The 20,082-nt window shown below is 44.3% G+C and carries 15 protein-coding genes; 13 read left to right on the forward strand and 2 right to left on the reverse strand.

Annotation, left to right across the window (positions count from 1 at the left end; genetic code table 11):
• The first annotated feature begins 11 nt into the window (after positions 1 to 11).
• The 7 genes from AAC978_RS10140 (at position 12) to AAC978_RS10170 (ending at position 6,774) form a co-directional block, all read left to right on the forward strand.
• Positions 12 to 524: a VUT family protein gene (locus AAC978_RS10140; RefSeq protein WP_341547919.1), complete on the forward strand. Its 513-nt coding sequence runs from the start codon at positions 12 to 14 to the stop codon at positions 522 to 524.
• A 102-nt stretch (positions 525 to 626) separates the two neighbouring features.
• A complete protein-coding gene (gene queC, locus AAC978_RS10145; protein ID WP_341547920.1) occupies positions 627 to 1,292 on the forward strand; it encodes a 7-cyano-7-deazaguanine synthase QueC in 666 nt (221 codons plus the stop codon).
• A 149-nt stretch (positions 1,293 to 1,441) separates the two neighbouring features.
• A complete protein-coding gene (locus AAC978_RS10150; protein WP_341547921.1) occupies positions 1,442 to 2,035 on the forward strand; it encodes an HD domain-containing protein in 594 nt (197 codons plus the stop codon).
• Positions 2,032 to 2,466, forward strand: a complete 435-nt coding sequence (locus AAC978_RS10155; protein WP_341547922.1) for a YaiI/YqxD family protein — start codon at positions 2,032 to 2,034, stop codon at positions 2,464 to 2,466. Before AAC978_RS10150 ends, AAC978_RS10155 begins: the two co-directional genes overlap by 4 nt.
• 131 nt (positions 2,467 to 2,597) lie before the next feature.
• The gene (locus AAC978_RS10160; protein WP_341547923.1) at positions 2,598 to 4,109 is read left to right on the forward strand and encodes an IMP dehydrogenase; all 1,512 of its coding nucleotides are present in this window, start codon (positions 2,598 to 2,600) and stop codon (positions 4,107 to 4,109) included.
• Positions 4,110 to 4,356: 247 nt separating this feature from the next.
• Positions 4,357 to 4,695, forward strand: a complete 339-nt coding sequence (locus AAC978_RS10165) for a HesB/IscA family protein (RefSeq protein WP_341547924.1) — start codon at positions 4,357 to 4,359, stop codon at positions 4,693 to 4,695.
• 225 nt (positions 4,696 to 4,920) lie between these two features.
• On the forward strand, positions 4,921 to 6,774 hold the full coding sequence (locus AAC978_RS10170) for an LTA synthase family protein (protein WP_341547925.1): 1,854 nt from the start codon (positions 4,921 to 4,923) through the stop codon (positions 6,772 to 6,774).
• A 522-nt stretch (positions 6,775 to 7,296) separates the two neighbouring features.
• Here AAC978_RS10170 and AAC978_RS10175 read toward each other — a convergent pair.
• Together AAC978_RS10175 and AAC978_RS10180 are read right to left on the reverse strand one after the other, a co-directional pair.
• Complete coding sequence (locus AAC978_RS10175; RefSeq protein WP_341547926.1) at positions 7,297 to 7,821, reverse strand: CarD family transcriptional regulator; 525 nt, start codon at positions 7,819 to 7,821, stop codon at positions 7,297 to 7,299.
• A gap of 139 nt (positions 7,822 to 7,960) precedes the next feature.
• Entirely contained in the window at positions 7,961 to 8,239 is a 279-nt protein-coding gene (locus AAC978_RS10180; RefSeq protein ID WP_341547939.1) for a hypothetical protein, read from the reverse strand.
• Between AAC978_RS10180 and glgB the strand changes: the two genes are divergently transcribed.
• Genes glgB through malQ form a run of 6 tightly spaced genes read left to right on the forward strand, consistent with a single transcriptional unit; the run spans position 8,171 to position 20,080 of the window.
• Positions 8,171 to 10,021 (forward strand): 1,4-alpha-glucan branching protein GlgB, encoded by a 1,851-nt coding sequence (gene glgB / locus AAC978_RS10185; protein ID WP_341547937.1) that lies wholly within the window; start codon positions 8,171 to 8,173, stop codon positions 10,019 to 10,021. The genes AAC978_RS10180 and glgB overlap by 69 nt on opposite strands.
• Positions 10,022 to 10,081: 60 nt before the next feature.
• Positions 10,082 to 12,529, forward strand: a complete 2,448-nt coding sequence (locus tag AAC978_RS10190; RefSeq protein WP_341547927.1) for a glycogen/starch/alpha-glucan phosphorylase — start codon at positions 10,082 to 10,084, stop codon at positions 12,527 to 12,529.
• A 2-nt stretch (positions 12,530 to 12,531) separates the two neighbouring features.
• Entirely contained in the window at positions 12,532 to 13,746 is a 1,215-nt protein-coding gene (locus AAC978_RS10195) for a glucose-1-phosphate adenylyltransferase (protein WP_341547928.1), read from the forward strand.
• Complete coding sequence (gene glgD, locus AAC978_RS10200) at positions 13,743 to 14,864, forward strand: glucose-1-phosphate adenylyltransferase subunit GlgD (RefSeq protein ID WP_341547929.1); 1,122 nt, start codon at positions 13,743 to 13,745, stop codon at positions 14,862 to 14,864. Before AAC978_RS10195 ends, glgD begins: the two co-directional genes overlap by 4 nt.
• A 12-nt stretch (positions 14,865 to 14,876) precedes the next feature.
• Positions 14,877 to 16,286: a glycogen synthase GlgA gene (glgA, locus tag AAC978_RS10205; protein WP_341547930.1), complete on the forward strand. Its 1,410-nt coding sequence runs from the start codon at positions 14,877 to 14,879 to the stop codon at positions 16,284 to 16,286.
• A gap of 44 nt (positions 16,287 to 16,330) precedes the next feature.
• The gene (gene malQ / locus AAC978_RS10210; RefSeq protein WP_341547938.1) at positions 16,331 to 20,080 is read left to right on the forward strand and encodes a 4-alpha-glucanotransferase; all 3,750 of its coding nucleotides are present in this window, start codon (positions 16,331 to 16,333) and stop codon (positions 20,078 to 20,080) included.
• Positions 20,081 to 20,082: the final 2 nt, after the last annotated feature.

The raw sequence follows: 20,082 nt of genomic DNA on the forward strand, positions 1-20,082 counted from the left end.
GAGGAGTGTTCATGTTGATCGTTTTAGCCTATTTGGCTGCCAATGTAGCAGCCAATTTATCGGTCACGCATTTCGGCCCGATTTCAACGCCGATTAATGCATTTTTGCTGATTGCCTTTGACTTAGTTGCTCGGGATAAGCTCCATGAACAGTGGAGTCGCAAGCATCTCTGGCCGAAAATGTTATTGCTGGTCGGGGCAGGGGCCTTATTGTCCTGGTTTATTAACCGCAATGCCGGACCAATCGCTACGGCTTCCTTTATCGCTTTCTTGCTGACGGGAATAACGGATACAGCTGTCTATCAAGCTTTGAAAAAGCATCCACGCTTTGTGAAGGTTAATAGCTCCAACATTGTATCGGCAGCAGTAGATTCTATTGCTTTTCCTACCTTGGCCTTTGGTGCCTTTATACCCTACGCTGTATTTGGTCAATTCTTCGCCAAAGTCTTCGGCGGTTATATTTGGTCCCTGATCCTTTTCCGGAAGGATCGACCGAAATTCGATGATGGTCTGAAGACTACGTAACTTGGCTATCAGACTTACAAGTAGCTTGTGCAGCATCTTAAAGATGAAAATTTTGTCTGGGTCGAGTAGCTTTCGGGTCACTATCTTAGAAGGAGTTTGGTCATGAAAAAATCAGTTGTATTACTCTCTGGCGGTTTGGACAGTACCACATGTATGAGCGTTGCCGCTAAGACGGGCTATGAATTATATCCACTATCCTTTGATTACGGTCAGAGGCATGGGCGGGAATTAGAAGCGGCCAAAGCGGTTGCACGATTCTATCAGGTCAAGGAGCATCGGATCATTACCATTGATAATGTGGGAGGAAGTGCCTTAACGGATCCTTCGATTCAAGTTCCGGATTATGCAGAAGATGGTCAGATACCCGTGACCTATGTACCAGCGCGCAATCTTCTTTTTCTAAGCTATGCCTTAGGTTATGCCGAGGTCATTGGTGCAGAGGCAATCTTTATCGGGATCAGCTCTGTGGATTACAGCGGTTATCCTGATTGTCGACCGGAGTTTTTAGAGGCTTTTCAAAAGGTTGCCGAAGTGGGTACTAAGGCCGGTGCGAATGGACAAAGGATTGAGATTAAGGCGCCGCTGATTCACCTTTCAAAAGCGGATACAATCCGTTTGGCAAGCTCGGACGGAGCCCCCTTGCATTTAACCACAAGCTGTTACCGCGGTGGGGAAAAGGCCTGCGGAACCTGTGATAGTTGTAAACTGCGCTTAAAAGGATTTGCTGTGGCTGGGATAGCTGACCCTGTACCCTATATGGAGAACTAACCGCTGAAGAGAGATTGGTTCATACAAACCGACTCTTTTATGCAGTTCTAGACCCCTGATGAAGAAAGGATTAGTCTGGGTCTAGTAGCTGAGCGGTCAATATTTTGATAGGGAAGGTTTTTAACTGTTTCAGAAGGAGATGGAGTCAAATGATCAGTGAAAGAATGGAGAAACAAATCCAATTTATTGTGACGATTGATGAACTCAAGAATATTACCCGCCAAAGTGTTACCATCAGAGATCGGCGCCATGAGAATGATGCCGAACACTCTTGGCATTTAGCGGTGATGGCGATGATCCTCTCGGAATATGCAGAGGATAAGAATGTCGATGTCTTTAAGGTGATCAAAATGGTGCTGATACACGACCTGGTGGAGATCTATGCCGGGGATACCTACTGCTATGACGAAAAAGGCTATGAAGATAAGGATGAGAGAGAGCAAGAAGCAGCTGATCGTTTATTTAATATGCTCCCAGAGGATCAAGCACAAAAGATGATGGCTCTGTGGCGTGAATTCGAAGAGATGGAGACCGAGGAAGCGGCTTATGCGGCAACCCTGGATCGTTTCCAACCTCTACTATTGAATTACAATACTGAAGGACATACCTGGCAAAGGCCTGGAATCACCAGTGCTAAAGTATTGAAGCGCACTGCGGTGGCCAAGGCAAGAGTTCCCCAGCTCTATGAGTACATCGAAAGATTGATCCAAAGTTCAATAGAAAGAGGATTTCTTAAGCCATGAAGATTCTCATTGATGCGGATGCCTGCCCCAAAGGCGTTCTCCAAATCTGCTTGAGTATGGGTCGTCAAAAGGGTATACCCGTCTGGACTGTGGCTAGCTTTAATCATGAAATTAGTTCAGATCACCACATCGTGGTGGGGAATTCTTCGCAAGAGGCAGATCTAAAAGTGATGAATCTTTGCGAAGCAGGAGATATCATCGTGACTCAGGATATTGGCTTAGCAGCCATGGTCATCGGTAAGGGTGCCAAAGCTCTTGGTCCTTCCGGAAAAGAATATCGTCCCGAAACCATGAGCATCATGCTTGAGGAAAGAGAGCTCAAGGCTAAATACCGCAGAGCTGGGGGAAGAACAAAGGGCCCAAGTAAACGCACCTCCGAGGAAGATCGACTCTTTGAACAGACCTTGGTGAGCTTGTTGAGTGAAAGGTAAGTTAGAGATAAGTTAAGCTAGATATAAGTTAAGCAAGCAATACATATTTATATTTTTAGAGTGCTTGTCTTTAACTAGGAGATAATGGTAAGATTAAAGATAAAAGTTTTAGGAAAGTAGGAGTGATTGAAATGGCCTTTTATTTTGACGAACCTTCACGGACTTTTGGGGAATACCTTCTGGTCCCAGGATATTCTTCTACAGAATGTATGCCGGCTAATGTGAGCTTGAAAACACCGGTAGTGAAGTTTAAAAAAGGGGAACAATCCTCCTTGACCATGAATATACCCTTGGTATCAGCCATCATGCAATCCGTTTCGGATGACCGCATGGGTATCGCCTTAGCAAAAGAGGGGGGCATTGCTTTCATCTATGGCTCCCAGACCATTGAGAATCAAGCGCAAATGGTTTCCCGAGTGAAGAACCACAAGGCGGGCTTTGTCGTCAGTGATTCAAACATTAAGCCTGAAGATACCTTGGGCGATATTTTAGCTTTAAAAGAAATTACCGGGCACTCAACCATGGCAGTTACCGAGGATGGTACAGCTAACGGGAAATTATTAGGGATCGTCACAAGCCGGGATTATCGTGTCAGTCGTATGTCAACCGATACTAAGGTGTCGGAATTTATGACGAAATTCCAAGACCTTATCTGTTCAGATGATAAAACGACCCTCAAGGAAGCCAATGATATTATTTGGGAGCATAAGCTGAATGCCTTGCCTTTAATTGATAAAGACCAACGCTTAAAAGCGATGGTTTTCCGCAAGGATTATGATTCGAATAAAGAAAATGAAAATGAGCTCTTAGATAACTCCAAGCGTTACGTCGTAGGAGCCGGCATCAATACCCGAGATTATGCAAAGCGAATTCCTGCTTTAGTGAATGCCGGGGCGGATGTCCTCTGTATTGATTCATCAGAAGGCTTTACCGAATGGCAGAAAATAACCATCGACTGGGTTCGGGAGCATTACGGCGATGATGTCAAAGTGGGAGCCGGTAATGTGGTAGATCGGGAAGGCTTCTTATTCTTAGCTAAGGCCGGTGCTGACTTTATTAAAGTAGGAATCGGCGGCGGCTCCATCTGTATTACCCGAGAACAAAAGGGTATTGGACGTGGGCAAGCCACAGCAGTGGCAGAAGTGGCTAAAGCACGAGATGAGTATTTTGAGGAGACGGGAATCTATGTTCCGATCTGCTCTGATGGCGGAATCGTCTATGACTATCATATGACCTTGGCACTTGCTATGGGCGCAGACTTTATCATGCTTGGGCGGTATTTTGCACGCTTTGATGAAAGTCCAACCAATAAAGTCAACATCAACGGTAGCTATATGAAAGAGTACTGGGGTGAAGGCTCTAATCGAGCAAGGAACTGGGAACGCTATGACATGGGTGGAGATAAGAAGCTTTCCTTCGAAGAGGGTGTGGACTCTTATGTTCCCTATGCCGGTAGCTTAAAGGATAATGTAACCCTTTCTTTAAATAAGGTTCGCTCAACCATGTGCAACTGTGGTGTTCTAAACATTCCAGACCTGCAAAAGCAGGCAAGGATTACGCTAGTTTCGGCAACGAGCATTGTCGAAGGCGGTTCCCATGATGTAGTTCTCAAAGATAGTAATATGTTCGAATATATGAAATAAACCATTCGCTAGAGGACTTCAGAAAAATTCTGAAGTCCTTTGTCATATCTTTTTAAAATTTTAATCACAAGAATATTGAAAGAGACGGCCTTTTCTTTACTAGGTAGCGATGGTATAATTAATAGTGTATAAGGTGTAATAATTGTTGACAATAAATGTACTAAATAAATGTACTAGACCTACAAAATAAGGTATGTAGCATAAAACACTAAGAATACCTAAGCTAAAAAAGAAGGAGATGTGAAGTATGATTAACATATCAGAACTCGCGGCAGAAAAGATCAAGGAAGTTCAAAAAGCTCAAAATAAAGAAGGTTCATATCTTCGTCTCTATCTGGCGGGATTTGGTTGTGGTGGCCCAAGCTTTGGGATGACCTTAGAGGACGCTAAAACTGACGTTGATGTCCTCGATGAAGAATTCGGTGTGTCCGTCATTACCGCCAGCACCTTATCTGAGTATTTAGAAGGCGCCTTTATTGACTTTTTAGAAAACGAAGAAGCAAGTGGCTTTGAAATACGCTTAGCAAAAGATTTTGGCGGTCAAGGCTGCGGCAGCAGCTGCGGTAGTTGCGGAGGAAGTTGTTAATTCGACTGTAAATTGCCCAATCAGAGAGCTCAGTTTGAACTGAACACAGTTCATCTGAGCTCTCTTTTGTATTATGGAGGAAAAGCAAGTATGGTATGCTCTGTTAACATGAGGGGAGGGTGAGGGCGAGATTTCATCCTTTTAGGGAGAGTTTAAGGGTTGCCATGGTATGCTATAATTAATACTGCTGTTTAGGAGCAAGTATCTAATAATTAAGGTGATTGAATGTCTGCCCTTCAATATCAAACGATAAAAAGAAATCTGCGCCTCATTAGTGAACTCTTACCAGATCCTTATTGGTTAGGATCTTTTCTTTTGGGATATATCAAAGTCAAGGTCTTTATGGGACTAACGACTTCCTGGAATAGCGCTTGGAATTTTTACTTCGAGCACGACTATGAATTGTCAAGCAGTATAGCCCTTTGCTTCACGCTACTTTTTTTCTCGGTGGCACTCTTATTTAAGGGACGAAGCCGTCTTTGGGCTACTTGGCTGCTTAGTGCGACACTTTCTATCATATTGATTGCTGATCTGGTGTACTTTCGTGGCTTCGGTGACTATATCAATTTACACCTTCTCAAACAAATCGGGAATTTAGAGGACCTGGGGGGTACAATCTTTTCATTATTCTTTATCCAAGATATCTTCTTTGTTTTAGATTGCGTCTTAGGGCTGTTCATACTGCTCAAGAAGAAGGGGTTGGGTAAAGGAATCTCTCGCCAAATCCCATGGTTTATGATGTTCTGTGTACTGGCTGTCGGATTTATTTATTCTGCTCACTATCGTTATGATCTTGCCGAGAATGGGGAGAATCAGATGGTTTTCCGAATCTGCTGGGCACCCACGGATACCATGAGGAATCTATCTCCTTTGGGCTATCACTTTTATGACAATTATGTCTATCTGAAGGAAAATCAGACCCTTGAATTAACACAGGAGCAACAGGAGGACATCCAAGCTTGGTTTGCCCAAAACCAAGAGGATACGCCCTCTAATGAGTTGAAAGGAATATTTGCTGGGCAAAATCTAATCCTTCTTCAGGTTGAATCTCTTGAGAACTTCGTTGTAGGGCAAAGCTTTGAAAACCAAGAAATAACCCCGACTTTAAATAGGTTATTGAAGAACAGCATCTACTTTCCCAATTTTTATGAACAGGTGTGGAATGGCACCACATCAGATGCTGAGCTTTTGGGTAACGCATCGGTATACCCTGTGCGCAGAGGGAGTACTTTCTTCCGCTATCCTCTTAATGAGTATTATTCCTTACCCATGCTTCTTGCCGAAAAAGGGTATACAACGCGGGCTAGCCATCCAGATAATGCGGGTTATTGGAATTGGGTTGAAGCTTTGACTTCAATAGGCTATGCAAATACCTTGGATATAACGGATTTCCATGAGGATGAGAAAATTGGTTTGGGCTTAAGTGATGGGAGTTTTCTGCGCCAAATGCTGCCTGTCGTTGGCGGGGAAAAACAGCCATTTTTGGATTATATCATTACCATGTCCAGTCACGGTCCCTTTGATCTTCCCGCGCAATACCGAGAGCTGAAAATCGATCCGCAGATCGATAAGACAAAGCTGGGTGGATATTTCCAGAGTATCCATTACACGGATCAGCAAATCGGGGCTTTTCTCGATAGCTTAGAACAAAAGGGAGTTTTAGATAATACAGTAGTTGTTATTTACGGAGATCATGGCGGGATTCATAAATACTATAATAGCGAGCTTGCCAGCATCCAACCGCAAGAAGAGTGGTGGAGTGTTGATGATCATAAAGTACCCTTTATTATTTATAAAAAGGGAATGGATGCCCAGGTCATTGAAACCACCGGAGGACAGATTGACATTCTGCCTACAGTTGCCTATCTGATGGGAATTGAAGATGAAGCATATGCTCAAAAGGCCCTAGGCCGGAATTTGCTTACTACGGAAAGAGATTATGTGGTTTTGGCCGATGGAACTTTTATCGGAGATAGTGAAGAGTTTAAGGAACATGCTGTTCAGGGCTTAGCTATTGCTGATTTGCTCATCCAAAGTAATTATTATGCTGATAGCCTTAAGCAGAATTCCACGCCGTAATACGGCACCACTGGTGAATGAAAAGTACATCTGGGTCGAGTAGCTTATCCACTCCGTGGATAAGTCAGCTAGGGCTTCTGTTCATTCTTCACACAAGCCGAGCTTCCTATAACATACATCCGCGCCGCTCAGGCGCTCCAGGGCTAGCGTCCTTGTTTCCCTAGCAGAACCCCCGGCGGGAAAGCATCATCTGTGGATTCCGCCGAGGCGAAAATGTCCACCGGACACTTTCGACGCCAAACCTGAGGGTTATACCTGAAGTGAACCGTGGCTCCGCTAATGCTATGGAAACGTCGTCCGCTCGACGCCCCTCAGCGCTAAAGAAAGCTTGGCTTATGGCGAGTGAAGCGAGGCAGAAGCCTTAGCTGCCTTATACACAGTGAAATCGCTCTCTACTGTATGTTAAGCTACGCTCTTGGGTCCTTTAGGGGATCAGGAGTAGTGAGTAGGGAATATAGCAACAGAAAAAGAAACCAGCGTCTCAATATGAGATGCTGGTTTCTTTGTTATAGCTTTGGTGAGTTATCCTAATAACTCTTGCTTTTCATGTTCATCTTTAGCACGGGTAATAATTTCCTGAAGCATTTCGACGGCTTCTTCCATCTCAATGCCTTTGGCTTGAACAATTTCGCTGGTTATGATCTGGCAGGCGCTGTTCAGCATATTATTATCTTCCATGCCGAGCTTGTGGAGCTTGCTTTTTCGTGTTAAATCCCGAATGATCTCGCACTCTTGAAAGATATCCCCGCTTTTCATTTTCTTCTTATTGATATCACGGTAAAAGCGGTTATTGCTTTCGAAAATTACAGGGTCTGTATCTCCCTGAAATAAGAAACTCAACACATCATCGATGATTTCGCTGTTGACCACTTGCCGAATACCCAAATCCTCAGCTTTTCCGACAGGAATCATAATTTCCATATGGACATGAGGAATGTTCAAGAGGTAATACTGTCCTTTAACACCTAAGACCTCTTTTTCTTCGATGGAATCGATAATTCCCGCCCCATACATGGGATAGAGAACCCTATCACCCACTTGAAACATCGAGTCACCCCCCAAATGATTTACTTTTAATAGTATAGCACAAAAACCGAGGATTGTAAAATTCTATATGATATCATAGGTAATACAGCTGTGTCAATACATTTTAATGCTGGACTTACCTGTATTTGCCCCATTTTGCTCATAATGCAATTGCTCGTTCTAAAGCAAGACGGAAAAGCATAGAATTTAGTGAATTACAGACAAGCATCATACAAATCTCGGCTTGATGGAGATAGCTCCATCTATGATGCAGTCGTTCGTTTAGTCCAGGATTTTTCCACCCATTCACCGAAAGGAGGCAGATAGTATAGAACTTCATAAGAACGATTCTTTGCTCACCCCAGAAGAGATGGTTCTTTTTAATCGCGGTGAGTTTTATCATAGTTTCCTTAAATTCGGTGCACATTTTATAAGGCATCAGGAGCGATGGGGAACATTTTTCTCCTTATGGGCTCCCCATGCAACTCATGTCTCAGTCGTAGGGGATTTTAATGACTGGTGTGGTGTAAATCATCCCATGAATAAATGGGAGGACCATGGGGTATGGACTTTATTTATCCCAGGCTTAGAACAAGGCGAGATTTACAAATACGAAATCTTGACTGCTGCTGGAGAAAGAGTGCTGAAAGCGGATCCTTTTGCCTTCTTCTCCGAAGTGAGGCCCAATACAGCTTCAGTAGTATATTCCCTAGAGGGTTATCTCTGGCACGACCAGACTTGGCTGGACAAACGCAAAACTATCGACTATAAGCTGATGACCTTATCTATTTATGAAATGCATCTCGGTTCTTGGAAACGTAAGGAGGGAGGTGGATTTTATAGTTATAGGGAAATTGCGCCTGAGCTCATTAGCTACTTGAAAAAAATGGGCTATACCCATGTGGAATTTCTGCCCTTGCTGGAGCACCCCTATGACGGGTCGTGGGGTTATCAGGGAACGGGATACTATGCTAGTACCAGTCGTTATGGTACTCCCCAGGATCTGATGGCTTTGATTGACCAATGCCATCAGGCGGATATCGGCGTGATTATGGATTGGGTTCCGGGCCATTTTTGCAAGGATGCCCATGGCTTAGGAAACTTTGACGGAAGTGCTCTCTTTGAGAAGGAAGTTCACGAGCATTGGGGTACCTATAAATTTGATTATACTCGGTCGGAAGTATGGAGCTTTTTGATTTCTAATGCTATCTTCTGGCTGGAGATTTATCATGTGGATGGCCTACGAGTGGATGGGGTAAGCAGCATGCTCTACCTGGATTATGGCAAGGAAAATAAAGCCTGGGAGCCCAATGTTTTGGGGGGGAGAGAGGATTTAGCGGCCGTTCAATTTCTGAGACGTCTTAATGAAACTGTAGATGCTCTCTTTCCTGATGTGCTGATGATTGCCGAAGAGGCTACGGATTGGCAGGGGGTAACAAGGCCTCTAGAAGAAGAAGGGCTAGGTTTCTCATTTAAATGGAATATGGGCTGGATGAACGATACCCTGCGTTATATCTCCTTGGATTTTGAGCAAAGAAAAGAGCATCATCAGCTATTAACCTTTCCCATGATGTATGCCTATTCAGAAAGCTATATTCTGCCATTATCCCATGATGAGGTAGTCCATGGTAAAAAGTCCTTATTGAATAAGATGCCCGGAAATTACGAGCAAAAGTTTGCAGGATTAAAAGGCTTAATGACCTATTGGCTCTGTTGCCCTGGGAAGAAGCTGCTCTTTATGGGAGGTGAGATTGCCCAATTTATTGAATGGCGAGAGGATCGGGAGCTAGATTGGTTTCTTCTTGAGTTTGACAGGCATCGGCAGTATCACCTTTTTCTTCAACACCTTCAGGCTATCTATGGAGAAGAAAAGGCTTTATGGCAAAATGACCTGAGTTGGTCGGGATTTGAGTGGATCGATGTGCATAACCATGAACAAGGGATCCTCGTGTTTTGTCGTAAAGGCAAAGAACCTCAGGATCGTTTGGTGGTGCTCATCAATTTCCAACCCCACAGCTATACTCAATATCGGATCGGAGTGGAAAAAGCCAAAGGATATAGGGAAATCATCAATACGGACAGAGCAGACTACGGTGGTCAAGGGGTGAATAATACAGGAATTATCATGGTGGAAAGGGTTCCCTGGCATGGACGAGAGTATTCGTTGGAACTACGGGTTCCTGCGCTAGGAGCTATCCTTTTAAAACCGGTACATGCATAAATATTGGGGCGAAGAATAGACATTGTAATACGTCGGTTTTTGAAGGAGAGAAAAATTAAGATGTTTTCAGATAAAAATAGCTTTAAGGATGCTTATCAGGAGAAATTTGCTGAGATTAAGGGGAAGTCCATTGAAGAAGGAACCCTCTGGGATAAATATCACACCTTAGTAGTACTTCTCAAGGAAGAGATAAGCCTCTGCCGAGCCTTTACCAACTATACAGCAGATCAAAAACAACCCGCTAAGCAGGTCTACTATTTTTCCATGGAGTTCCTCATCGGGAAGCTGCTGAATAATTATCTGATTAATATCGGCATTGAAACTATTGTTTGCGAGGGCTTAGCAGAGCTCAATATTGACCTAGAAGACCTGATTGCTCAAGAAAGCGATGCCGGCTTAGGGAATGGGGGGTTGGGTCGCTTAGCAGCCTGTTTCTTGGATTCAATGGCTTTTCTCGGGATCGTCGGCCATGGTAACGGTATTCGTTATAAGTACGGTCTGTTTGAACAGAAAATCATCAACGGCCAGCAAACAGAGATAGCCGATCATTGGCTGAAGAACGGATATCCTTGGGAGACCAGAAAACCAGATAAGGCCATCGTTGTCAAGTTTAAAGGCAACATTAGGGCTGAAAGGGTCAATGGGAGACTCGTATTCCATCATGAGAACTATGAACCGGTGTTAGCAGTGCCCTATGATATCCCCATCTTCAGCTATGAAAATCCCTTTCTCATCAATAATTTAAGACTCTGGAGTGCGGAACCCTTATCCTCTGAATTGGATTTGGCTTTATTTAACCAAGGAAACTTTACGCAAGCTTTAAGCTACAAGTCAGAAGTTGAGTCTATTTCTTATATCCTCTATCCGGAGGATAGTAACCTTGCTGGAAGGGAGCTGCGGCTCAAGCAAGAGTATTTTTTCGTGGCTGCGGGACTCGGAGCGATCGTGCGTAGCTATAAAAAACGCAATGGAACCTTAAAGGACTTTTCTCAGGGTGTAGCAATTCATATTAACGATACCCATCCTGCCCTCTGTATCCCTGAATTGATGAGGATTTTCATTGATGAAGAGGGAATGGATTGGGAGGAGAGTTGGAATATCACGGTGGATGCCATTTCCTATACGAACCATACGATTATGCCGGAGGCTCTTGAAAAATGGCCGGTTGGCTTACTTGAGAATCTTCTGCCCAGGATCTATCTGATTATTGAAGAGATTGACCGACGGTTCAAGGAGAAGCTTTTAAGGCGCTTCTTTAACTGTGAAGAATTGTTAAAAAGTACACCTATCATAAGAGAGGGTCAGATTTGCATGGCAAATCTGGCTATTATCGGTAGTCATTCTATCAATGGTGTCGCTAGGCTGCACACGGAGATTCTAAAGCACCATGTCTTTAAGGACTTTCACCGTATCTTCGGATATAAATTCACAAATTTAACTAATGGCGTTAATCATCGGCGTTTCCTTTTAACGGCTAATCCTGCCCTCTCTGGGCTTATCACTGAAGCCATTGGTCCAGGATGGAAGACGAATGCGAGTGAGCTCAGAAAGCTTCACCACTATCAAGAAGACGCTAGTTTTATGGAGCAATTAGGTAAAGTGAAATACCAAAACAAACAAAGATTGGCGCTGATGATTCAAGAAAAGCAGGGAATATGCCTAGATCCCCATTCCCTTTATGATGTGCATGTCAAGCGGATTCATGCCTACAAGCGCCAGCTTCTCAATGTGTTTAAGGTCATGGATCTCTATAATCGTCTGCAAATGGACCCAGAGGCCGTTCAAAGTTCGTATTCCTTTATCTTTGGCGGGAAAGCTGCGCCTGGCTATCACTATGCCAAAAGCATTATTAAGCTGATTCATGACCTTGCGCAAAAAATTAATAAGGATCAGCGCATGAAGGAAAAATTAAAAGTGGTTTTCCTAGAGAATTTTAACGTCTCCTTAGCGGAAAGAATCTATCCGGCAGCGGATCTCAGTGAGCAAATCTCAACCGCCAGCAAGGAAGCATCCGGTACGGGGAATATGAAGTTTATGATGAATGGGGCCCTTACCTTAGGAACTCTAGATGGGGCTAATGTAGAGATTAGTGAGGCCGTAGGAGATGAGCATATCTTTATTTTTGGCCTCACCGCAGATGAAGTGATCGAGTATAACAGAAATCGCAGCTATAAGTCTTGGGATGAGTATCATACTAATCCGCGCTTAAAGAAGATCCTTGAGCAGCTGAATTCTAATTATTTATTAGAAAACACACAAGAATTTCGAGCAATCTACGATAGTTTGCTTCTCTATAATGATGAATTCTACGTTCTCAAGGATTTTGAATCCTATATGATGACCTTCGAAGAAGCGTCAAAGCGTTTTCTCGATCAAGAAAAGTGGCTTCAATCTTCTCTACACAATATTGCGGAATCGGGAGTTTTCTCCAGTGATCGGACCATACGGGAATATGCCCATCAGGTTTGGCGAGCACGCTGTCGGAGAATTGAGGAGAAAGAGGAGTAGCTATGCGAAAAAAAGAGTGTATAGCCATGTTATTGGCGGGGGGACAAGGGAGTAGGCTAGGAAGTTTAACTCGCAATATTGCCAAGCCTGCTGTGTCCTTTGCGGGTAAATATCGGATTATTGATTTTAGCCTAAGTAATTGCACACACTCAAATATTGATACGGTGGGTGTCCTGACCCAGTATAAACCCTTTGTGCTGAATTCCTATATCGGCAAGGGTTCGGCTTGGGACTTGAATTGCTTAAATGGTGGGGTTCATATCTTGCCACCATTTTTGGGTGAGAATCAAGGCAGCTGGTATAAAGGAACAGCCAATGCGATCTATCAAAATATAGATTTCATTAATTTCTATAATCCGGAGTACATTTTGATTCTTTCCGGTGACCATATCTATCAGATGGACTACTACGATATGCTAACCTTCCATAAACAAGCTCAGGCAGAAGTCACCCTATCGACTATTGCTGTCCCCTGGGAGGAAGCTTCACGTTTCGGTGTTATGACGACGGATGAGAGCGGGAGAATCAGCGAATTTGCCGAGAAACCAGTGCATCCCCAGAGCAACTTAGCCTCCATGGGCGTCTATATCTTTAACTGGGAGGTGCTTAAAGAAGCCCTTTGGGAGGATGAAGCCGATGTGAATTCTGAAAAGGATTTTGGCAAGAATGTGATACCTCGCCTTTTGCAACAGGGGAAGAGGATCTATTCCTATCTATTTCATGGCTATTGGCGTGATGTGGGCACCATCGAGAGCTATTACAATGCCAATATGGAGGTTTTGCGTGAAGAAAAGATTGATAAATTTTTTGAACTCAAGCAGAGGATTTTTTCTAATGAGGAGATTTTGGCCCCCCACTATATTGGCGCTGAGGCAAAAATCCAAGACAGTCTGATCGGTAATGGGTGCACGATCCTTGGGGAGGTCCATCATTCCATTATTTCGGCGGGGGTCTATGTGGGAGAAGGGAGCTTTATTGAAGATTCTATATTGCTCCCCAATGCTGAGGTCCATAAGAATGTTAGGCTGTGGAAAACCATCTTAGGGGAGAATGCGACAGTACAAGATGATTGTTGTATTGGCGTAGAGGGTGAGGATGAGCCGGCTCAGGAAGGGATTACGGTGATTGGGGACCATTTGCAAATACCGAGGGGAGCGGTCATCGGCGAAGGAAAGAATGTCACTAAGGATGATGTAAGGAAGGAGGGGGGACAGTGAGTAGTGCTATCGGTATTATTTCGGCGAATATGAACTCTAGTGTCTTGCAGGGTTTAGCGCAAGAACGTCCCATAGCAGCGGTCCCCTTCGGTGGTCGCTATCGACTCTTAGATTTTGCTCTTTCCAGTATGGTGAACTCAGGAATCCGAACAGTTGGCTTAGTCACCCCTCAGCAATATCGCCCTATGCTTGACCATTTAGGAGCAGGAAAGGATTGGTCCTTAGATCGCAAATCTGGGGGATTGTTTATTCTGCCCGGTGCTATCCATAGCTTGGGTCATTATGATATTCGGTTTAGCTTGAAGGATATCGCCTTGAATATAGAGTTTCTGGAAAAGGATTGTGCCCGAAACGTTATTATCAGCAGTTCGGATCATGTTTTCAATGCGGATTTTCGGCCCATCATCGATCATCATGACCAGGTAGAGGCTGATGTTACCTTGGTCTACAACCAATCCGATCGTCCCTTCGAAAGGGAAGACCTAATCTATCTTCGGGGAAAAGAGGATGGAAGGATAACTGGGTTGGGTAAGAATTGCGAGATGTCCGGACCAGATACTCCTTGTAAATATTTTATTGATCTATTTATTATTCGTCGTGAACTTCTGCTGCAGATGATTGAAGGTTACCGAAGCGTTGAAAATATTGAGTTGATTGAGATCATCGCCCAGCATCTTGGCGAACTTAAGGTTCATGGATATTTTTTTGGTGGATATGTGGGTCGCATTCACTCCGTCAGTGACTATTTTCAAAGCAACCTTGCTTTGCTGAGGGAAGAAATACGTAAGGATTTATTCATCAATACCCAGCCTATTCGCACTAAAATAAGAGACAATCCCCCCGCAAAATATGGGAAGAAGGCACAAGTGAAGAATTCTTTAATATCTAGTGGTTGCACGATCGAGGGTACTGTAGAAAATACCATCCTTTCCCGAGGGATAGTGATTGAAGAGGGCTGCGAGATTCAAAATTGCATTATCATGTCAAAATGCGTCATCGGTAAGGGTTCGAAACTGCAAAATGTTATTCTCGATAAATTCGTGGCGGTAAATGAAGGCAATGTCCTCCAAGGACAAGTCAATCAGCCTTTGGTAATCTCCAAGAAAGCAATCATCTAAGGAGTTGTGCCAATGAAAGTGCTTTTTGCCTTAACCGAAGCGGATCCCTTTATTAAGACGGGGGGACTAGGGGAGGTAGGCGGTTCGCTACCTCTAGCTTTGCAAGAGCAGGGGGTTGAGATTCGGGTCATTCTACCCAAATACAGTAGTATAGCAAGTAGCTACCGCCAAGCAATGAAACCCCTAGGTAATTTTACAGTGCCCTTAGCCTGGAGGAACCAGTACTGCGGTTTAGATGAGTTGAAATACCAGGGCATCCATTATTATTTTTTAGATAACGAATACTATTTTCGGCGCTCTAAGTGCTATGGCGATGAGGATGAAGGTGAGCAATATGCCTTCTTCAGCCGGGCGGTTTTGGAAAGCCTTCGCTATCTTCCGGATTTCAAACCAGATATCATTCATTGTCATGATTGGCACACGGCCTTGATTCCTCTCTTTCTCGAGGCCTTTTATGCCCAGGATACCCTTTATTACAAGCTAAGGACCCTATTCACTATTCATAATTTAAAGTATCAGGGGATCTTCCCTAAAGAAACCTTGACTGATGTATTGGGATTGGGTTGGGACTATTTCACCCCGGAGGGGCTTGAATTTAACGGGGCTATCAACTTTATGAAAGCAGGCATTCGGTATAGTGATCGTGTGACGACGGTCAGTCCAACCTACGCGGAGGAAATCCAGCATCTATACTGGGGAGAAGGACTCCATGGGGTGATTCATGAGCGGAAGGATTCCCTTATCGGTATTCTTAATGGTGTTCCTGCACCGAAGGGTGAGCATAGTCTGGCAGCTAAAAGAGCGAATAAAAAGGAATTGCAGGCTCAACTGGGCTTGTTGGAATCGGAAGATATACCGATTCTTTGTATGGTCTCACGGCTTGTTGAACAGAAGGGGTTGGACCTACTTCTTCATATCCTGGAGGAGATCCTTGCCCTAGACATTCAATTGATCATTCTGGGCAGTGGCGACCCCCATTATGAAAAGAGGATTAGAGAATTTAGAGAGCGGTTCCCGCATAATTTTAGGGCTCTGCTATGCTATCAGGATGACCTTGCCCAAAGCATCTATGCAGGGGGGGATGCTTTTCTTATGCCCTCGCGTTATGAACCTTGCGGTATTGCCCAGATGATTGCCATGAGCTATGGGAATATCCCCATAGTGAGAGAAACAGGAGGATTAAAGGATACTGTCAAGCCCTATTCGGTTACAACAGGAGAAGGCAATGGTTTTACCTTCACCCACTACAATGCCCATGAGCTTCTCTACGCTATTCAAGAGGCGGTAAAAATGTTTCGAGAAAATAAGGCGGCTTGGCAAAAGCTACAGGAAAATGCGCTGAACTCAGAATTTAGCTGGAGTCGCTCGGCTGCAAAATATTATGATGTCTATGAAGATGTCTATTATTTTAAAACAAAATAAGAAAAACAGATTAAGATAATCGGAGATTTTAAATTATGGGAGAGATGCCTGTGGAGGTTCTGGCTTACCATCATTCTCACTCTGAATTGTTTCGCACACCCTTTGGGGCAGCTCCTAGTGGAAGCAGAATTCGGTTGAGTATTCATATTAAGACGAAACACCGGATTGAAGAATGCTTTTTGCGTCTATGGGAGGGAGGCAAGGAGGCTTTGCTGCCGATGGCCTGTGCTAAGGTAGGCGTAAGCAGTCTCCTGGGCGAAGGAGTAACCTTCCAAGTAGATTATCGGGTACCGGATGAACCTGGGCTTGTCTGGTACTTTTTTATTTTTAGGGTAAGCGGGAAAGTCTATTACTACGGGAATAACAAGAATCGATTGGGCGGTGAGGGTCGGATTTATGATCAAGAGCCTCCGGGATATCAAATTACCGTGTATAAGCCCATGTGCTTGCCCGACTGGTATACTCGTGGGATCATGTATCAGATCTATGTAGATCGCTTCTTCAATGGAGTCGAAGGAGGCAAAGTCCTGAATCCTCGCCCGAAGGCCCTCGTGCATGGGGACTGGTACGATACACCTTTTTATATCAAAAATGAGAAAGGTGAGGTCCTGCGTTGGGATTATTTTGGCGGGAATCTACTGGGAGTTCTAAAAAAGCTACCCTACCTAAAGGAACTGGGGATAAGCATCATCTACCTTAACCCGATCTTCGCTGCCGCAAGCAATCATAAGTATGATACGGGGGATTATCTCACCATCGACCCTATGTATGGAGATTTGTCCAGCTTTAACGCATTGATAAGTGAAGCAGGTCGTTTAGGAATTGCGATTCTTCTGGATGGGGTCTTCAGTCATACCGGCGACGATAGTATTTATTTCAATCGTTATGGAAATTATCCCAGTATAGGGGCCTATCAATCTCCTGACTCACCCTATTTCTCTTGGTATAAGTGGCAAGAAGAGGGGGAATATTCCTGTTGGTGGGGAGTTAGAACCCTACCGGAAGTAAATGAACTTGACCCTTCTTACCGAGATTATATTATCCATTCCCCCCAAGGGGTATTGCAGACTTGGCTGAATCGTGGAATTAAGGGCTGGCGCTTGGATGTAGCTGACGAGCTGCCGGATGAATTTATCCAGGAATTCCGTCAGGCGATGAAAACAAAGGATTCTGAGGCGGTCCTGATCGGTGAGGTCTGGGAAGACCCTACTAATAAGTCCAGCTACGGAAAATTGCGCCAATACTTTTGGGGATCGGAATTGGATGGCACCATGAATTATCCGTTTCGGGAGATTTTTCTGGGTTTTTTACTGGGGGATCAAAATGCCTACCAGGCTCATGCGCGGATTATGAACCTTTATGAGAATTATCCCCAGGAGAATTTCTTTGGCCAAATGAACCTAATCGGTAGCCATGACCGGGCTCGCATTTTAACCCTGCTGGGTGAAGCACCGGCTCGGGAAGGTCTTAATGTGTATGAACAGGAAGACTATCGCTTACCCCCTCACCAACGTTGGTTGGCCACCCAACGTTTAAAGCTTTTTACCCTGATTCAAATGAGCTTCCCGGGAGTGCCTTGCTTGTATTATGGGGACGAGGCGGGATTGGAAGGGTATCCAGATCCCTATAACCGAGGAACATTCCCGTGGGGGAGAGAGGATCAAGAAATTCTGCACTGGGTTAAACGAGTGCTGCGTTATCGACAGGAGTATGATGTGCTTCAACAGGGTGATTTTGAATCATGTCCCTTAGAGAAGGATGTTTATGCCTTCAAACGTAAGGGAGAAAAGGAAGAAATTATTACCTTAGTTAACCGTAGTTGCTCGGAGACGAGAGTAGTGAAAATCGAGCTGGAGCAGAATGTACAGCAGGTTATTGATCTGTTTGAGGGGGATGTCATCTTCGCAAAGACTGATTCCACTTCCAAACCTACTCTGACTCCTAATATTAATCCTACTCCTAATCGTGATTCTGAGCTTGATTCTGATCCTAATGCTAATTCTAATTCTAATTCTAATCCTCATCCTCATCCTCATCCTCATCCTAATGCTAATGCTAATCAGAATCCTTGTAGTGGCTCTCGTATACAGATTGAGGCAAGAATCAAAATAAAACTCACTTTGCCCCCCTTGTCAGGCCAGTCTTTATTCTGCCAGAAGCATTCCATTGACCAATCTTTCAAAAAGGAGCTAATGACTCGCTCTTGCGGTGTCCTGCAGCCCGTTTCCTCCCTTCCATCAGCTTGGGGAATTGGTGATTTTGGGAAAGAAGCCTATGCTTTTATCGATTTCCTGGCTGAGGGAGGACAAAGGGCGTGGCAGGTACTGCCCCTAAACCCCCCAGATCAGGGAGATTCACCCTATCAGAGTGAATCGGCATTTGCCGGCAGTCCGCTCTATATAAGTATAGGACTGCTGATTGAGGTAGGGCTGTTGAGGGAAGAAGAAGCGCGAAGAGAATATGAGCAATATTATGAACAAGATTATGAACAGTATTTTGAAACTGATAAGGGGAATAACTTCGCATGGGTGAAGGCCTATAAAGATAATCTGCTAAGACTGGCTTACCAGCGCTTTAAATTGGTGATGTCTCAAGGGGGACCTTGGGAGTCCGTGGAGCCTGTTGAACCTGGGGAAACAGATGAACCTGAGGAACCTGGGGTGACTGATTCTGATCACAAGAAATACCTCAATCCCAGCCGCTTCCAAGCATTTATCCAAGAGAATCAGGTGTGGCTTCAAGATTATGCTTACTATAAGTGCTTAAAGATAAAATATCAGGGTTTGCCCTGGTATGAATGGGAAAAAGAGTTTTGCATAAGAGATTCAGAAGCTATGGAAGCCTTAGCCATGGAAATGGCAGAGGAAATAAACATGACGAACTTTGTTCAATATACCTTTGCTTACCAATGGCAAAAATTAAAGTGTTATGCCAACACAAAGGGCATCATCATCATGGGGGATATCCCGATCTTTGTGGCTTATGACAGTAGTGATGTCTGGGCCAATCGAGAGTTCTTTAATCTTGATGAAGAAAATATCCCCCAAGGCACTGCTGGGGTCCCTCCGGATTATTTTAGTCCTAAGGGGCAAAATTGGGGTAATCCCTTGTATGATTGGGATGCTTTGGCTAAGATGGATTATGTATGGTGGAAGGATCGCCTTAGACAAGGGTTAGAGCGCTTTGATGTGTTGCGCCTGGATCACTTTCGTGGATTTGAAGCCTACTGGGAAGTCCCAGGAGGAGCAAACTCTGCGGAAGAAGGCCGTTGGCTGAAAGGGCCGGGGAAACGATTCTTTGAATCCTTGATTCAGGAATTTGGCCCCTTGTCTCTCATCGCCGAAGATTTGGGCACGATCACCCCAGAAGTGAAGGTGCTCAAAAATATCTTTGGATTTCCGGGGATGAAGGTCTTGCAGTTTTCCCCATTGACGGAAGAAGGTGTAGCAGAAGAGCGTGCCCAAGGGATAACCGGTCAACCATGTATTTATTACTCTGGAACACATGATAACGACACCCTCTTAGGCTGGTTTCTATCCCAGGGCTATGACGAGGTTCAGGCTCTCCAGCGTGTCGAGGAGAGTATTGAAGAGCTATACAAAAGTCAAGGAACTTGGGTTATACTTCCCTTGCAGGATGTTTTAAAACTGGATTCTCGCGCAAGAATGAATAAACCGGGTACAAATGCAGGGAATTGGAACTGGCGTGTGGAAAAAATGTCCTTAACCGAAAATGTAAGTGCTAAGCTAAGGAGTTTAGCAAAAAAATATAACCGTTTGACTGAGTACCAATAACA

It is taken from the genome of Desulfitobacterium sp. THU1, assembly GCF_038181555.1.
GTDB lineage: Bacteria > Bacillota > Desulfitobacteriia > Desulfitobacteriales > Desulfitobacteriaceae > Desulfitobacterium.

Excerpts from the sequence above, each read along its gene's own strand:
- AAC978_RS10140 (WP_341547919.1), top strand. The coding sequence starts at position 12 with ATGTTGATCGTTTTAGCCTATTTGGCTGCCAATGTAGCAGCCAATTTA.
- queC (WP_341547920.1), top strand. The coding sequence starts at position 627 with ATGAAAAAATCAGTTGTATTACTCTCTGGCGGTTTGGACAGTACCACA.
- AAC978_RS10150 (WP_341547921.1), top strand. The coding sequence starts at position 1,442 with ATGATCAGTGAAAGAATGGAGAAACAAATCCAATTTATTGTGACGATT.
- AAC978_RS10155 (WP_341547922.1), top strand. The coding sequence starts at position 2,032 with ATGAAGATTCTCATTGATGCGGATGCCTGCCCCAAAGGCGTTCTCCAA.
- AAC978_RS10160 (WP_341547923.1), top strand. The coding sequence starts at position 2,598 with ATGGCCTTTTATTTTGACGAACCTTCACGGACTTTTGGGGAATACCTT.
- AAC978_RS10165 (WP_341547924.1), top strand. The coding sequence starts at position 4,357 with ATGATTAACATATCAGAACTCGCGGCAGAAAAGATCAAGGAAGTTCAA.
- AAC978_RS10170 (WP_341547925.1), top strand. The coding sequence starts at position 4,921 with ATGTCTGCCCTTCAATATCAAACGATAAAAAGAAATCTGCGCCTCATT.
- AAC978_RS10175 (WP_341547926.1), bottom strand. The coding sequence starts at position 7,821 with ATGTTTCAAGTGGGTGATAGGGTTCTCTATCCCATGTATGGGGCGGGA.
- glgB (WP_341547937.1), top strand. The coding sequence starts at position 8,171 with ATGGTTCTTTTTAATCGCGGTGAGTTTTATCATAGTTTCCTTAAATTC.
- AAC978_RS10180 (WP_341547939.1), bottom strand. The coding sequence starts at position 8,239 with ATGCCTTATAAAATGTGCACCGAATTTAAGGAAACTATGATAAAACTC.
- AAC978_RS10190 (WP_341547927.1), top strand. The coding sequence starts at position 10,082 with ATGTTTTCAGATAAAAATAGCTTTAAGGATGCTTATCAGGAGAAATTT.
- AAC978_RS10195 (WP_341547928.1), top strand. The coding sequence starts at position 12,532 with ATGCGAAAAAAAGAGTGTATAGCCATGTTATTGGCGGGGGGACAAGGG.
- glgA (WP_341547930.1), top strand. The coding sequence starts at position 14,877 with ATGAAAGTGCTTTTTGCCTTAACCGAAGCGGATCCCTTTATTAAGACG.
- malQ (WP_341547938.1), top strand. The coding sequence starts at position 16,331 with ATGCCTGTGGAGGTTCTGGCTTACCATCATTCTCACTCTGAATTGTTT.